Below are 15,207 nucleotides of genomic sequence, written 5' to 3' on the forward strand. Positions count from 1 at the left end.
ACGGCTTTGTGGTGGACGACACTGCCGTCGAAGAAGAGGTGATGTTGATCACGGTCCGTCCCTCGAGTACGGCGAGCCTCTGTCCGGGCTGCGGAACGAGGTCGCAGCGGATCCACAGTCGGTATCAGCGGCGCCGATGGCGGGCAAGCCTGTTCGGATCGTCGTTGTGGCTCGACGGTTCCACTGCGGCGCAGTGTTGTGTGGCCGGCGGATCTTCGCCGAGCGTTTCGACGGGGATGTTCTGGCACCGTGGGCGCGGCGAACCGCCCGGCTCGACCAAATCGTCCATCACCTTGGGCTTGCGCTAGGCGGCAGGCCCGCGGCCAGCTTCGCCAAGAGGTTGACGCTGCCGGTGAGTAACGACACGTTGCTGCGCATCGTGCGGCGGCGCGGTAGTCCGCGCTTTGTCCCGCCGACCGTGATCGGGATCGACGACTGGGCGTGGCGACGAAATCAACGCTATGGGACGATCATCTGCGACCTTGAGCGGCGCAAGACCATCGCCTTGCTGCCTGACCGTGAGCCGGCGACGGCTCAGGCCTGGCTCTCAGACCAACCCCAGATCGGCGTTGTCGCCCGCGACCGCGGTGGCGGCTACGCTCTTGCGACCGCCAAGGCGCTGCCTAAGGCGATCCAAGTGGCCGACCGCTGGCACTTGGTGGAGAACGCCAGCCGCGCCTTCCTTGATGCAGTTCGCAAATCCATGCGGTCGATCCGCGCCGCGCTTGGCGCAGCCACGATTGATCCAGAACTGCTAACCGCTGCCGAGCGGATCCAATATGAAGGCTACCTTCGTCGAGAAGACACCAATGCCGTCATCCTCGGCCTGTCCAAGGACGGGACTACGATTAGGGAGATTGTTCGCCGCACCGGCCATAGCCGCGGCGTTGTGCGCAAGGTTCTGCGTGGCCAGCGATCTGACGTCTTTCGGGTCCGAGAAAGCTCGCTGGAGCTTTATCTTCCTTGGCTCGACTCCAAATGGACGGCTGGGGAGCGCAACGCAACGGCACTCTGGCGGCGCCTCAAGAGCCAGGGATTCCGTGGTTGCTTGCGTGTCGTCACCGAGTGGGCCACGCGTCGCCGGCGTTCAGATCAAGTGAACGGCGACGCCCTGCGCCGTGCGCCCTCGGCCCGAACCATTGCACGGCCAATGACCATCGGTCGCGACATCTCTCTAAGCCCGAAACTGTCACGGTGGCGGTGATCGAGGGCGGCGTGCCTTTGTTGGTGGAGGCCCGGGAAATCGTCGCCGGCTTCCAAGCCATGATCCGCAAGAAGACTCTTGCCGATCTCGAACCTTGGTTGGAGCGGGCCAGATCAAGTCTGGTCGCCTCGTTCGCCAACGGCGTTCTCAAAGATCGCTCGGCCGTCAGCGCTGCGATCACGTCGCAATGGTCCAACGGTCAGACCGAGGGCCAGATCACCAAGCTTAAGCTCGTGAAACGCTAAATGTACGGCCGAGGAAAGCTCGACCTGCTTCAGACCCGCGTCATCGGTGCTGGTTAAGGTTCAATCATCACCAAAAGTGCGTGAGAGCCAATTTTGCACGCCGATTCACAGACCGCCGCCGTTACGAAGCCATCCAGCGCCGACATGGTCCGCACCAGCGGGCGGCGGTTGGTCTTGGCGGCCATCCAGGCCTCCAGCGCCTCGTCCGACAGCGCCATGTCATTGATTGCGCTCACTGGTGCACCTTTGGGCTGGCGGGTGCGAAGCGATCAAGTGGCGTAGCATCCGCCAGCCCGAGCATCTGCAGTGACGGCCAAGCGCGCTTGCCGGTTGACGGCCCGTATGAGACCCGCCGCGCGGCTGGTGCCGGGAGACCGCGACGGACCACAGGGTGAAGCGCCAGTGCTGGCCAGCCAGAGCGCCTGTCAGTGAGCGATCCGTACGATCTCCCAGCTCGGGTGAGTTTATCGTAATCCGAGGAGGTCAGCATATGCCATTTCACGCAGGTTTGGACTGGGGCGGCGTAAGCCATGCCCTGTGCGTTATTGACGGCCAGGTCATCGTCCGTCTCGATGTCCGCCACGATGCGGCTGGTTGGCTGGCATGGTAGCCCGGCTCAAGCGCGTGGCGGCGACGGCCGAACTGCCTATCGCCATCGAGCGACCATCCGGTCTGGTCGTCGATACCTTGGTCGAGGCCGGGTATCCCGTGATCCCGATCCATCCGAACGTCGTCAAGGCCTCCAGGCCGCGCTACCGCGCCGCCGGTGGCAAAAGCGATCCGGGCGATGCCTTCATGTTGGCCGACATCTTGCGCACCGACGGACATCGCTTCCGGCCTCTTGTGCCGGTCTCCGATGACATCCGGGCGTTGCGCGCCCTGGTCCGCGGCCGCGACGACCTGGTGGCCCAGCGTATCGCATTGGCCAACCAGCTCCGCAGTCTGCTCGAAGGCTTCTGGCTGGGAGCAGTCGCCATTTTCGCCGCCATCTACAGCCCGATCGCGCTCGCGTTCGTCGGCCGCTATCCCACTCCCGACAGCGCCAGCCGCCTGGGCGAGAAACGCCTAGCCAGCATCAGGGCGCAACACGCCTACTGTGGGCGCCGTTCGCCTGCCGATCTCTTGGCCCGACTGCGAGCCGCGCCGACAGGGCTGGCCGGTGACGCCGAGGCCGACGCCAAAGGCGAGCTCGCCGGCGCATTGGTTGCCATTCTCGAACGCCTCTTCTGCGAGATCGCCAAGCTGTCCTCGCACATCGAGCACGCCGTCACACAATTGCCCGACGGCAAGATCGTCATGTTCTTCCCGCGCGCAGGCCGCATTTGCGCCGCCCAGATCCTCGCTGAGCTCGGCGACGTGCGCGAGCGCTTCCAGACGGAGGACCAACTTGCCGCCGAGGCCGGCGTCTGTTCCGTGACACACGCCTCCGGCAAAAGCCGAGGCGTTCTGTTTCGATGGGCCTGCAACAAGAACCTGAGATTGGCGCACCTGCTTTGCCGACAACTCCCGTCACGCCTCCGCCTGGGCCGCGGCCGTCTATCGCAAAGCCCGTGACCGTGGCTGCAAGCACCCGCACGCTGATCGAATTCTCGCCCGAGCTTGGCTTCGAGTGCTCTGGAGGGCGTGGCGCAACAAGGCGCTCTACGACCCTCAACAGCATCGCGCGGCCGTCGAAATCACAGCCTGAAAAATTAAGGCTGGACACAGGGTGTCTCATGCCGCCAAGGGGAACGGCATATCTTCACGGCGCACCCAGCTCCACGGCATTAGCTCATCCCAGCCCGAGGCTGGCCAGTCGTTCTGGATGCGCTCGGTGACATCGGCCATGTAGGCTTCGGCATCGACGCCGCAGAGCTTGATGCTGAGCACGACCGCGGACCGCTCTGCCGCGGCGAAGTTGCCTAAGAAAAGCCAATTGCGCCTGCCGACGGTAAATCCACGAATGGCCCGCTCCGCGATCAGGTTGTCGGGCTCGAGCTGGCCATCGTAGAGGAAGCGGTTGAACGCGCGCCATCGCTTGGTGCCATAGGCGAAGGCCTTCGCGATATAAGCGTGGCGCGACAAACCGTTGCCCTGGCGCATGAGCTGTCGTCGCAACGCGCGGACCAGTAGTCAGGACCGCCTGCGTGGCCTCGGAGATGCCGACCCCTGTGCTCAGCGCTCGCGGCCGCCCGTCTCAAGCCGCGGGTGCTGGGCGCGCGCGCTGAAGGCTCACCGTCGATCGCCATCCCGCGACGTAGAGGACGATTAGACAGAATACTGGGACCAGGATCAGTAGCGATGACACCGCGGCAATTGTCGGGTCGATCTGGTTGCGAATGTTCTCCCACATTTTCAATGGCAGTGTGCGGATCGAGAACCCGGCTACCAGCGATGTGACAACGACCTCGTCGAAGGAGGCTAGGAACGCGAACACGGCGCCACCAATGATACCAGGCCTGATCAAAGGCAGCGTCACCCTAATAAAAGTCCGCAACGGATTCGCCCCCATGCTCATGGCCGCCCGCTCCAGCGCGGAATCGAAATTCACCAGCGTAGCGGACACGATCACGACGACATAGCCGATAGCGCCGATGGTATGCGCGAGGACGATACCCGTCATCGAGCCAAGCAGCCCTAGTTTGAGCAGTCCGAGATAGGTCGCTATTCCCACGACAATAACCGGAAAGGTGATCGGCATCAGGATCACCATAGTCAAGAAACTGCGCACCCGCGGAAGACTGCGATTGAGGCCGTAAGCGGCAAGCGTGCCGATGATGGTGGATAGGATAGTAGTCACAATGCCGATCTGGATGCTGGTCCAGGCGGCGCCGTACCAGGACGGATCGCCGAAGAAGGCGCGGTACCACTGCAGCGAAAGGCCCGGGGGCGGAAATTGCAAAAATTGTCCCGCGCTGAACGACATGATGACGACGAGCAGTTCCGGAACCAGCAAGTAGAAAACCACCAACACTAGGAATATAACGCCTACCATCTTTGACCAATTCCTTTGACTGCCGGCCTGGTGGAGATGCGTCGTCCAACGTTTCGCCCGAAGGGGAGTAAAAAACTCGTCTAGAGAACGTCTAAACCCGCCGAAAACCCGCGGTCGATTGGCCCAAGACTTCCACGCAGGTTGCGCGGCTCGTCCCTGTGTACCGGAAAGATCAAGCCCGAAGGTGGAGAGCACGACGATAGCGACCGCCAGGAGGATAAAGGCCGATGCGGCGACACGCCCCATGTCAAAGAAAGTCTGGACCTGCGACGCGATGAAGGTGGAAAGCATGGCGTCCCTCAACCCGCCAAGGGCTGCGGGCGTGATGTAGAAGCCGAGGCAGATCACAAAGACCAGCAGACAGCCGCTGCGCACGCCCGGCATGCTGAGCGGGAAGAATACCCGCCAGAAGGCGGTGAACGGCCGCGCCCCCATGCTACGGGCGGCCGCCATGAGGGACTTATCGATACCCATCATGACGCTAACCAGCGCCAGGATCATCATCGGCAGCATGATGTGTACCATACCGATATACAAGGCTAAGCGGTTATAGATGAGTTGGAGAGGACTGGAGATCAGTCCAAGTTCGAGCAGCAGATTGTTGATCAAGCCATTGTCGCCGAGGATCACGATCCACGCATAGGTGCGCGCTAGCAGACTGGTCAGGTAGGGGATGACGACGACCAGGATGAGAGCCATGCGCAGCCTCTTCGATGCCGCCACGATCAGATAGGCCGTAGGGTAGCCGACGAGGAGGCAGATTGCCGTGGCTAAACCGCTGATCTCGAGGGTCTGGTAGAGCACACGGACATTCGCCGGCTGGCTGAAAAACGACTGGTAGTTGGTGAGCGAGAAGGCCGGCGCTTTGAGGCTGGTCAGGAAGAGCAGGATGATCGGAATACCGAATACGACGAGCAGCACGGCGAGAGCGGGGCCAGTGAGCACGATGGGCATTCGGCCCAGTTTCTGAAACGTCTTCATCCCGATTCCCCCTTTCGGCGCCTCACGCACTGACAAAGCGAACGTCTGAGCGCAACCAGTCGAGGCGTACCTCATCGCCAGCTCGAAGGATCTGTTGGCCGGCGCCAACGTGTTCGCGCACAATCAGCACACTGTTCCCGGCGCGCACATAGTATTTCCGCAACGGGCCGGCATAAATCATGTCTGCGACAATGCCGGCGATAGCCTGTCTTTGGTCAGAGTCAGCTCGCATTGGAGCCGCGCGAGCGGCGACGCAGATACGTTCTGGCCGAAGCATCGCAACGGTGCCCGAGGGCGGCACGGCATCGGATACAACTTTGAATCCGCAATTTTCGAGGATGTTGGCCTCGCCCAGAAAATTCGCCACGAACTGCGTCGCAGGCCGGTCATAGAGAGCCTCTGGTGTATCAGTTTGCTCGATTCGACCGTCGCGCATAACGACGATGCGGTCCGACAGCGTGAGCGCCTCCTCTTGGTCGTGCGTGACGCATACAGTGGTTTTGGCAAACTCTCGGTGCAGGCTCTTGATCTCGCCCTGCATCTGCTCGCGAAGATTGCGGTCAAGGGCGCCCAGGGGCTCGTCGAGCAGGAGGATCGGAGGATCGGCTATCAGCGCTCGCGCAAGTGCTACGCGCTGCTGCTGGCCCCCACTTAGTTCCGATGGCATCCGGCCGCCATAATCCTTAAGGTGGACGCGCTCAAGCATTCGATCGATATGCGTTGCCCTCTCGGCGGCCTTGACGCCGCGCATTTCGAGTGGGAATTCCAGATTCCGGCGCACTGTGAGGTGCGGAAACAGTGCATAGCTCTGAAAGACGATGCCCTGGTCGCGCCGGTAGGACGGCACCGAGGCGACCGACTTCCCACCAATCAGGATGTCTCCATCAGTAGGTTCCACGAACCCGGCGAGCAGCATCAACGTTGTGGTCTTGCCCGAACCGCTTGGCCCTAGAATAGTCAAAAACTCGCCGCGACGAACCTCAAGTGACAAATCCTTGACCGCAGCGACCGCCCCATACATCTTGGTCACGTTGCAGAACTCAATTTGCGCTTGAGCCGAACTCATTTTCAATGCTTCATCCTTGGCCATTGGCAGGGGGGTGCTTTTGAGATGCAAGGTCATGATTGATCCTCCAACACGCGACATGAAAGCGGTGCCTGGCACATTGCTTCGAGTTAGCAGGGCGCCGGCCGAGGCGGCTCAATCCATTTCTCAGTCAGGCCATTTCTCAGTCAGGAAGGCGACCGTCTGGCCGCCTTCCCCAGACACTCACTGATCGGCGATCACTGAAGAATCCACTCGTTCCAACGCTGAACAAGCCGCTCGACGTTTGTCACACCGTCTGATCCTGCCGTAGTGTACCACTTGCTGTCGCTTACTATGCTAGCCTTTAGGTAATCAGGGTGGCTGGCGAATTTTCGTCCGACATCGTCTGGCAGCAGTTTATACGCATTTCGGTTCGCCGGGCCATAAGGAATGAGCTTTGCAAATGCCGCCTGCCTGTCGGCGCGGGTGATGAATTCAATGAATTTCTGTGCGTTCTGCAGATTTTTGGTGCCCTTCGGGATACCCCAGCTTTCCCAAGTCACCTTTTGTTGGTTTCGATTGACCTCAATCGGCGCGCCTTGGTCCATCAATGCAACCGCTCGGCCGTCGTAGGATTGCGCAAGGTCGACAACCTTGTCGTGCAGCAACTGCTGGTTCTCGGACCCGGTGACAAACCATTTGCGGATATGCGGCTTGATCTTGTCCAAGCTGGCGAAAGCTCGGTCGATATCCAAGGGATAGAGGGCATCAGCAGGCACACCGTCTGCCAGCAGAGCTTCCTCCCATGGGCCCCCTGTTCCGTACACGCCGGATGACAACGTGCGAACCCCGGGATACTTGCTGACATCCCAAAATTCTGCCCAAGTGGCCGGCCGCGGTTTGCCAGCTGGGAACTTCTCGGCATTGTAAACCATACAGAACGCGTAGACAATCGACCCAACACTATACGGAGTCCTGGTGAAGTCTATAATCGCATCCAACTCGTCCTTCTTGTACATGGAGTAATCGATCTTCTCCAGGAGACCCTTCTCAGGAGCTTCGAAAGTTGTGGCCGCGTCCACGGGGATCACATCCACCGAAACGCTATTGGTCGACACCATTAGCTCGAGCGTGGATGCGGGGACTTCTTCAGCGACCGGGGTCACTTTAATTCCCGTCTCGGCTTCGAAAGGCTTTACATAGGCTTCGATACACGCCTTTGCGTAATCGCCACCATTGAGAGCGACGCTCAGTTCGCCCGAGGACTGAGCAGCAGCGCGGCGGGACTGGTAAGACATCGCACCTACCGCGATAGCGGATGCTCCATGCATGAAACGTCTGCGGTCTATTGACATGCTCATTGTCCGTTCCTCCTCAATATCCCGTCGCTGGACAGGATTTCTTTCTTGTTTCGCAACTCAGTCCTACGGCCTTAGTCCCGGGCCGCCAGCGTCGTATCGACCAAGTTCACCCAATAGCCGATGCCATAGGGCAGCGCTTCGTCGTTGAAGTCATACGCTGGGTTGTGCAATGCAGCGGTCAGGCCCATTGCCGAGGTTAATGTAAGATCCGGGGCGCGCCGCAAGCATGTAAGCGAAATCCTCAGCTCCCATGCTGGGTCGCTTTCTATCGTTGACGGACTCAGATCCGACGAGCCCGCATGCCGCCTTTATCGCCAGATTAGTCGCTTCCGTGTGGTTTACCATGCAGGGTTCGAGCCGCCGGTGCTTGAACTGAATTTCCGCGCCGTGTCCTTGCGCTATGCCTTCGGCGCATTTCCTGATCTGTCGTTCAGCATATTCTCTGAGCTCAGATGCGAGGGACCGCACGGTCTCGGATATCTTAACATATTCTGGTATAATGTTGTATGCCGTGCCGGCTTCTAACTTGGTGACAGAAATAACGAGCGATTCGAGCGGGTCCGTGCCCCGCGAGATCAAAGTCTGGAGGCCAAGGACGATTTGTGCTGCAATGACGATTGGATCGATGGTCCGATGCGGACTGGCTGCATGCCCCCCCCTGCCCTGCACCACAATGTCGAACTCATCAAGAGCGGCAGCGGTAGGGCCATCGCAAATCGCGAACTTGCCAACTTCTAGGCCCGGCGAGTTGTGCATCCCAAAAACCTGGGAAATCTCGAACCGTTCCATGATGCCTTCCTGGACCATCCTTTGGCCGCCCAGTCCATCTTCTTCCGCCGGCTGAAAGATCAGGGCAACGGAGCCCTTGAAGTTGCGCGTCTTTGCCAGGTATTTCGCTGCCCCCAGCAACATGGCCGTGTGGCCGTCATGGCCGCACGCGTGCATCTTGCCTGGTATTTGCGAAGACCAGGGCCTGATCGAGGATTCTCGGATCGGCAGGGCGTCCATTTCGGCCCTCAGCCCGATCGTCGGTCCGTCTCCGCCTTCGCCCTGAATGATTGCGACAATACCGGTTTCAGCGATCCCCGTTTCGATATGATTGATGCCGAATGAAGCTAGTTTCTCGGCCACGAAGCTAGCTGTGTTGTGTACTCCATAACCGAGCTCGGGATTCTGGTGGAGGTAGCGGCGCCACTCGGTTGCCTCGCCCTGCAAATCCCGGAAAGTCTCCACGCGGTGCATCCGTTGTTCCTGCATATTTTCCGGCCGATTGGCACTTGAGTTTCACTTGAACATCGTTCGCCCGGAGGCTGTCGTCAAATGCAGTTTGTATATCATCCTCATCTAGAAGTGAGATGGACGCTACTGCCTGCAATGGTCCGATGTGGTTGACGATCCGCTTCCGGTATCGCGGTGCGGCAAGTGTGGCCGGCTTAAGTCTCACGAGGGAGATTCGTCTTGTGCTAAGACGGATCGCCGACGTTACCAATGGTAACGCCGTGCATTCGAATAGGAGCGCCGGATGCGTGCTGCGGGGTCGCGCGACGCAGGCAGCGACATCTGTCTCAATATCGGCAACGTCCTCGCGTGGATTGGCGGACGCATCAATTCGTTTCGTAGCAACTTTCTGCCTTCGATGACGCCGATAACTATCCTCGCCCGATTGGCCGGATCGGCGATCCAGAGCAGATCTTCGCCGCAATGACGCAAGTCGGCGGTCACCATGGCAAACTTGGCGGATGCGAAGGAGAATTGCTCATGACCGATCGGCCTCTGGCGTCCTTCTAACTCAGCACGGTCGAAGAAGTGGGGTTGCGGAGCTTGGCGGGTCGTCGGAAGACGGCGCAGGCCTTGGCCCGGCGCGCCCGCATCGTTCTTGCTTGTGCGGCGAGGCTAACCAGATGGTGGCTGCGAAACTTGCTTTGACGCCGCAGATGGTCGGCAAATGGCGCACCCGCTTCGTCGAGCGGCGACTTGACGGCCTCTATGACGAACCGCGTCCGGGGGTGTCACGCTCGACCGACGATGCCAAGGTGGAGGCCGTGGTTGCCGCCAGGCTGGAAACCATGCCCCAAGGCGCCACCCATTGGAGTTCGCGGGCGATGACGCGCAACAGCGGCATCTCCCCAACGAGCAGCGCATCTTAGCGCGCCTTCGACCTGCAGCCCATCGCGCCGAGACCTTCAAGTTGTCCACCGACCCAGTTCGTCTACAAGGTGTGCGACATTATCGCCTCTATATGAGTCCGCCTGATCTGCCTTGATGCTGTGCGTCGACGAGAAGAGATCCCATGGGGAGTGGATAGGGACCGACGCTCTGGCAAAGTGAGATTGCTAACCCACCCACTCTGGAGCCGACCATGCAAATTGTCACTGACCGACCCCAAGCGCCGACCCCTATCCGCACCGATCTTGGCGCAATTTCGTCTCGTTGGAATTTAGTCGATCGACCTGGCTGATTACATCGCTTTTCGCCGGGCGGTGAAAAGATGTGGAAGCATACGGTTCGCAGCGGTGACGTCGCTGGACTATGGGCACGGCTCTCTCAGCTCAAGGACAAGGTGCAGGTCCGCACGGGGCAGGTCGTTCCAATCATCGTGATTCAAGAGGCGGGCCTCGACGGTTTTTGGATCCACCGCTTGCTGCAGGACGGACGGGTCGAAAGCCACGTCGTTGACCACGCATCGCGACGTCGCTCCGGCGTCGACGGGCGAAGACTGACAAGATCGACGGGGAAGCTCTGGGTGCGCGCGTTGCTGGCGTACAAGCCAGGCGCGCCGCGGGTGTGCGCCATGGTTCGAGCACCGACCCCACAAGAGGAGGATCGCCGCCGAATCTGCCGCGAGCGCAAGACGCTGACAGCGGAGCGGGTCGAGCACGTGAATCGGATCAAGGGGCTGCTCTTCGCCCAAGGCATCTCTGACTATGAGCCTTTATTGCGCAAAAGACGCGAGCGGCTTGAGGAACTCAGGACCGGTGATGGTCGTCCGCTACCTGTGCATTTGAAGGCACAGATTGGACGCGAACTTGATCGAATCGAACTTACGCTGGCGCGCCTTTGTCCAACGGGCTGAGCATAGCATCCCGCTCAGTCTCGACGGACTTGATCTGCTGAAGCGTCGTTGCCTTGGCGCGAAAGCTGCTGATCGCCTTCTGGAAATATGTGACCACCGGGGTTGTGGCTGGAAGGAGCCGAGACAACGGCCGCCTGAAAACAAACGCTTCCCCCTTTTGAATCTTCCGGGGCGTGATCAGCTCCGGTGGATCCAGGTGAGCGGGACCGAAATTTGGCCTGGCTTAAAAAGCCGAGAAGAAGAGAATGGTCCCGCCCTCCTGAGCCTTCGCCCGACGCAAGCGGGATATCGGTGCGGCCGATGTGAGCGGCGACCGGATGTGAGTTTGAAGCGGCATCGGAAACGGGCCGAGTCATGCAAACGGGCTCAGACCTTGGATACCGAGCAACGCGCGGAGATTTACTATCGAATCCTGATCCGAACATCTTGACCCGCAAATCACCATGTGAGCCAGATGAAGGCGCTCGACAAAGCCAGCCACTGCTGCCGCTCTCGCCCGTCCAAGCCAAGCGGGGCAGCCGCGACTACAAGCGCCAGGGCATGACGGCGCTGAGCGAGATCGGCTACGGCTCGATGGGCAAGCCCACCTGTGACTGGATTCCGGCGCCGGCAAACTTCGCCGCCGGCAATACGGAGTGCCTGAAGCAGGATATTCCGGGGGGGGGGTCCCGATGGAATCCGGGAGAAGGACGGCAAGAAGCTGAAGCTCACCTTCGTGACGACTACCAACTCGATACGCAACCAGTTCCAGGCGATCATCAAGCAGTGGTGGCACGAGATCGGCGTCGACGTCGAATTGAAGAGCCTCGACACTGCTGTCTTGTTTGGCAGTGATTCGAGCAGCCCGGACACATCCCAGAAGTTCTATGTCGACGTCCAGATGTGGACCAACTACGCTAGCGGTACCGATTTCGGCTCATATGTCGAAAGCTACACCTGTGGCAAGGCTCCGCGGCCGGACACGCAGTGGCAAGGCTGGAATGTCCCTCGCTACTGCGACAGCTCAATACCATGTTAGCGGACAGTTACGCGATTATGCCACTGGTCTGGCGCGCCAATGTCTCGGCGACCTCTAATACGCTGGGCGGCGCTGCCATGAACGCCTGGGATTCCGAGTTGTGGAACGCCCAGGACTGGAACCGCAAAAAGTAGGTTGCCTGCGCGTTCTTGTAAGGGCGCCTAGCTTTCCATGTTCCACGCCGGCCGCGGGCATTGTTGCCCCGGCCGGCAGCAATAGGTCCGGCGCATGCTCCACTATGCCATCCGACGACTGTTTATCGCAATTCCGACGCTGTTATTGATCAGCCTCGTGATCTTCTCGCTGCTCAAAATAGCGCCAGGCGATCCATTATCGCAGTTGCCACCTACCATTCCACCTGAAGTGCGCGCGAACATGCGCGCCGCTCTTGGCATCGACGAGCCGCTGATCGTGCAGTATTTGCTGGCTAAAGCTGTTCTTCGTAATCGAGCCGCTGCATGGCTTCGACGTTCTGTCCGGGACGCATTTTTCGGACGGTATGCAGCGCATTATCTCCTGGCAATCGCGCGGCCCGGTCTTCAGCGTCATCGCCGAGCGCCTTCCGCAGACGCTTTTAGTCGTTGGCCTCGCCTATATAGTCGGAGTGCTTATTGCTCTGCCGATCGGTATCGTATCAGCCTACAAACAATATTCTGTGTTCGATCAGATCGGCCCTTTCCTTTCGATGCTCGGCCTTGCCGTGCCGCCCTTCTTCTCAGGTGTTCTGGCAATCCTGATTTTCGCGGTCTATTTCGACTGGCTTCCAACCATCTACAACACCAATCTCGTCGGCGACAGCTGGAGCAGTTTCATGGAGCAGCTTCGGCAGATGGCCATGCCAGTGATGGTGCTGGCCGTTCAGACCACCGCCTCCATCAGCCGCTATCTATGCTCGTCAATGCTCGACAATCTCAACCAGGACTATGTTCGCACAGTTCGCGCCAAGGGCATGGGCGAGGTTGCGGTCGTGTTCATCCACGTATTGCGCAATTCCATGATCCCCGTCGTGACCCTAGTCGCGCTTGGCCTGCCTAGCGTTTTCGGCGGCGCCATCGTGACCGAACAGATCTTCAAGGTAAACGGAATCGGCCAGCTTCTCATCACCGCCATATACGCCAATGACGTGCCGATGGTGCAGACATTGGCCTTCATCTTCGCAGTGCTAATCGTCGTCTTCAACTTGATCGCCGATCTGCTCTACGGCTTGCTCGATCCCAGGATTCGCTATGACTGAGTTGCTTCGCGACACCGACCCGAAAGAAATCGCCGAAGCGCTTGTTTCGCAAACACGAGCTATCGATCCCACCGCCGGCGTGGACACTGTGTTGCTCGCGGCGCCGTCGCGCAATCAGTGGTGGGACGTGTGGGACCAGTTCAGGGCCCACAAGGGCGCGCTCGCCGGGGCTGCTGTCTTCTTCCTGATTGTCGTCGGCGTCGTCTTCGGCCCGTTCGTTTGGCGCGTAAGTCCCACCTATATCGACTTCACGACTTTGAACGCGGGACCAAGCTGGGCCCATCCTTTAGGCACCGACAGCTTGGGCGCGATTTGCTCGCGCGGGTGATGACAGGCGGTCGGATATCAATCGCCGTCGGCCTGACGGCGATGGTCATCTCGATTTTTCTCGGCACTTTTATAGGCGTCGTTGCCGGTTATTTCAAATCCCTTGATGGCCCGCTGATGCGGCTCACTGATCTCTTTCTGTCATTGCCGGTCCTGCCAATGCTATTGATCACGGTGATGCTGTTCCGCGACGCGGTGGCGAACATTCTCGGAGTCGAGATGGGGAATTTCATCCTTATCGTGTCGGCCATCGGATTGACGAGTTGGATGCAAACTGCGCGCGTCGTTCGCGGCGAAGTTCTGGCCGTCAAGCGGCGCGAATTCGTGTTGGCATCGCGAAGCATCGGCGCGCCGCCGCGCCGGATTATCCGTCGTCATGTGCTGCCCAACATTATGTCACCGATCATTGTCTCAAGCACTCTCCAAATAGCCGATGCCGTGATTTCGGAAAGCTTACTGTCGTTTCTTGGCCTCGGTTTTCCGCCGGATTTCCCTCTAGGCCCGGATAGGCAGCCAGCAGTCGTCGGTTGTCGAAGTGATTGCATAGCCCTTCCGACCACTGGATGACGGCAAACTCCAGCCCGATGCCGTTGAGGTTGAGCGGCATCGCCGGGGCCGGAGACGACCTCAGCAGCAAGCATGGCATCATGCTCGGCCTCGACCGCCTTGACCTTATCGAGCAGCAGGTCGAACCGATCAAGTTACCGGCAAATCTGCAGCCTCAGATGGACAGCAGCGAACGAGGCAGCGCGCCGGTCGCGGCGCAGCGGCTCGTAGCCGGATACGCCTTGGGCAAACAGCAGCCCCTTGATGTGATTGAGGTAAGCGGTGTTCTGGCGGCACCTTTCGGATCGCGCCGTGAGGCACGATTTTCGAAGCCTTTGAGGGCTTCGACATCATATGACGATTTTAGAGTTTACGCTTATGTCCAGCGATCTGGAGCCGGTGCGCCGGTTCGAGGTTTTCACCGGCTCCGGCCGACGGCGCGAATGGTTGCCGGAGGAGAAGGCGCGGATCGTGGCGGACAGCTACGAAGCCGGCGAGACCGTGAGCGCGGTGGCCCGGCGATACGCCTTGTCCCGCAGGCAACTATTCGCCTGGCGTCGGGCAGCGCGTCTGCCGTTGACGGAAGCGCCGGCAGCAGACGTCGATGAGCGATGCCAACTCGGCCTCGCTGAGGATCCGCGGAGGCGGAATCGCTCTGGACCTGGGGAAAGCCCTGCGCTCCAAGGCTTCGGTTCGCGCGTCATAGACGGCGAGATACTCGTAAAACCGGCGGAGCACGCCGTGACGAGTGACGCGGCTGTTGGCGCGCTGTTGAACGACAGGACGAAATCCAGCGCCAACGTTCGAGTGGCGGGCCCATCGAACTGAGCGCGCTCAACGTACCTCACGAAAGCCCGCAACGTGCCGGCTTGCTTGCTGAAGGCATAGCCGAGAGAGTGGCGTAGCTCGATGTAACGCTCGGCCTTCTCGCCGAGGAACCCGGCGAAGGCGGTCACGGTGCCAGAACATCCCCGTCGAAACGCTCGGCGAAGATCCGCCGGCCCACAACACTGCGCCGCAGTGGAACCATCGAGCCACAACGACGATCCGAACAGGCTTGCCCGCCATCGGCAGGTCCGCCAGGCGCCGCTGATACCGACTGTGGATCCGCTGCGACCTCGTTCCGCAGCCCGGACAGAGGCTCGCCGTACTCGAGGAACGGACCGTGATCAACATCACCTCTTCTTCGACGGCGGTGTCGTCCACCACAAAGGCGC

The 15,207-nt window shown here is 60.0% G+C and carries 12 protein-coding genes and 4 pseudogenes; 9 read left to right on the forward strand and 7 right to left on the reverse strand.

Annotation, left to right across the window (positions count from 1 at the left end; genetic code table 11):
* Positions 1 to 1,449, forward strand: a pseudogene (locus NKH23_RS33270) (ISL3 family transposase); the annotation flags it as partial.
* A gap of 53 nt (positions 1,450 to 1,502) precedes the next feature.
* Here the strand turns inward: NKH23_RS33270 and NKH23_RS33275 are convergent.
* Entirely contained in the window at positions 1,503 to 1,685 is a 183-nt protein-coding gene (locus NKH23_RS33275; RefSeq protein ID WP_353036565.1) for a hypothetical protein, read from the reverse strand.
* A 367-nt stretch (positions 1,686 to 2,052) separates the two neighbouring features.
* On the opposite strand from NKH23_RS33275, the gene NKH23_RS33280 reads away from it, so the two are divergent.
* The gene (locus NKH23_RS33280; RefSeq protein ID WP_353036567.1) at positions 2,053 to 3,003 is read left to right on the forward strand and encodes an IS110 family transposase; all 951 of its coding nucleotides are present in this window, start codon (positions 2,053 to 2,055) and stop codon (positions 3,001 to 3,003) included.
* 159 nt (positions 3,004 to 3,162) lie between these two features.
* On the opposite strand, the gene NKH23_RS33285 is transcribed toward NKH23_RS33280, so the two are convergent.
* The 5 genes and pseudogenes from NKH23_RS33285 to NKH23_RS33305 form a co-directional block, all read right to left on the reverse strand.
* Entirely contained in the window at positions 3,163 to 3,546 is a 384-nt protein-coding gene (locus NKH23_RS33285) for an IS66 family transposase (protein WP_353036569.1), read from the reverse strand.
* A gap of 79 nt (positions 3,547 to 3,625) precedes the next feature.
* Positions 3,626 to 5,404, reverse strand: a complete 1,779-nt coding sequence (locus NKH23_RS33290) for an ABC transporter permease subunit (RefSeq protein WP_353036571.1) — start codon at positions 5,402 to 5,404, stop codon at positions 3,626 to 3,628.
* A gap of 22 nt (positions 5,405 to 5,426) precedes the next feature.
* Positions 5,427 to 6,527, reverse strand: coding sequence for an ABC transporter ATP-binding protein (locus NKH23_RS33295; RefSeq protein WP_353036573.1), 1,101 nt, complete (start codon positions 6,525 to 6,527; stop codon positions 5,427 to 5,429).
* 161 nt (positions 6,528 to 6,688) lie between these two features.
* Positions 6,689 to 7,792 carry an ABC transporter substrate-binding protein gene (locus NKH23_RS33300; protein ID WP_353036575.1) on the reverse strand — a complete coding sequence of 368 codons (1,104 nt, stop codon included), beginning with the start codon at positions 7,790 to 7,792 and terminating at the stop codon, positions 6,689 to 6,691.
* Between the two features lie 71 nt (positions 7,793 to 7,863).
* Positions 7,864 to 9,034 (reverse strand): annotated as a pseudogene (locus NKH23_RS33305) (M20 aminoacylase family protein).
* 659 nt (positions 9,035 to 9,693) lie between these two features.
* Between NKH23_RS33305 and NKH23_RS33310 the strand changes: the two are divergent.
* The 7 genes and pseudogenes from NKH23_RS33310 to NKH23_RS33340 all read left to right on the forward strand — a co-directional run bounded on the left by NKH23_RS33310 (position 9,694) and on the right by NKH23_RS33340 (position 14,818).
* Positions 9,694 to 9,939: a helix-turn-helix domain-containing protein gene (locus tag NKH23_RS33310; RefSeq protein ID WP_353036577.1), complete on the forward strand. Its 246-nt coding sequence runs from the start codon at positions 9,694 to 9,696 to the stop codon at positions 9,937 to 9,939.
* A 212-nt stretch (positions 9,940 to 10,151) separates the two neighbouring features.
* A pseudogene (locus tag NKH23_RS33315) lies at positions 10,152 to 10,850 on the forward strand (transposase); the annotation flags it as partial.
* A gap of 730 nt (positions 10,851 to 11,580) precedes the next feature.
* Positions 11,581 to 11,883, forward strand: coding sequence for a hypothetical protein (locus NKH23_RS33320; protein ID WP_353036579.1), 303 nt, complete (start codon positions 11,581 to 11,583; stop codon positions 11,881 to 11,883).
* Positions 11,884 to 12,111: 228 nt separating this feature from the next.
* Positions 12,112 to 13,117: pseudogene (locus NKH23_RS33325) on the forward strand (ABC transporter permease).
* Positions 13,110 to 13,445: a hypothetical protein gene (locus NKH23_RS33330; RefSeq protein WP_353036581.1), complete on the forward strand. Its 336-nt coding sequence runs from the start codon at positions 13,110 to 13,112 to the stop codon at positions 13,443 to 13,445. The pseudogene NKH23_RS33325 and the gene NKH23_RS33330 overlap by 8 nt, the downstream one beginning before the upstream one ends.
* Entirely contained in the window at positions 13,430 to 14,011 is a 582-nt protein-coding gene (locus NKH23_RS33335; RefSeq protein WP_353036583.1) for an ABC transporter permease, read from the forward strand. The genes NKH23_RS33330 and NKH23_RS33335 overlap by 16 nt, the downstream gene beginning before the upstream one ends.
* Before the next feature lie 357 nt (positions 14,012 to 14,368).
* Positions 14,369 to 14,818, forward strand: a complete 450-nt coding sequence (locus NKH23_RS33340) for a transposase (protein WP_353036585.1) — start codon at positions 14,369 to 14,371, stop codon at positions 14,816 to 14,818.
* 6 nt (positions 14,819 to 14,824) lie between these two features.
* Here NKH23_RS33340 and NKH23_RS33345 read toward each other — a convergent pair whose 3' ends face one another.
* A complete protein-coding gene (locus tag NKH23_RS33345; RefSeq protein ID WP_353036587.1) occupies positions 14,825 to 15,166 on the reverse strand; it encodes a transposase family protein in 342 nt (113 codons plus the stop codon).
* Between the last annotated feature and the right edge of the window lie 41 nt (positions 15,167 to 15,207).

It is taken from the genome of Mesorhizobium sp. M1328 (assembly GCF_040318075.1).
In the GTDB taxonomy this organism is placed as follows: domain Bacteria; phylum Pseudomonadota; class Alphaproteobacteria; order Rhizobiales; family Rhizobiaceae; genus Mesorhizobium.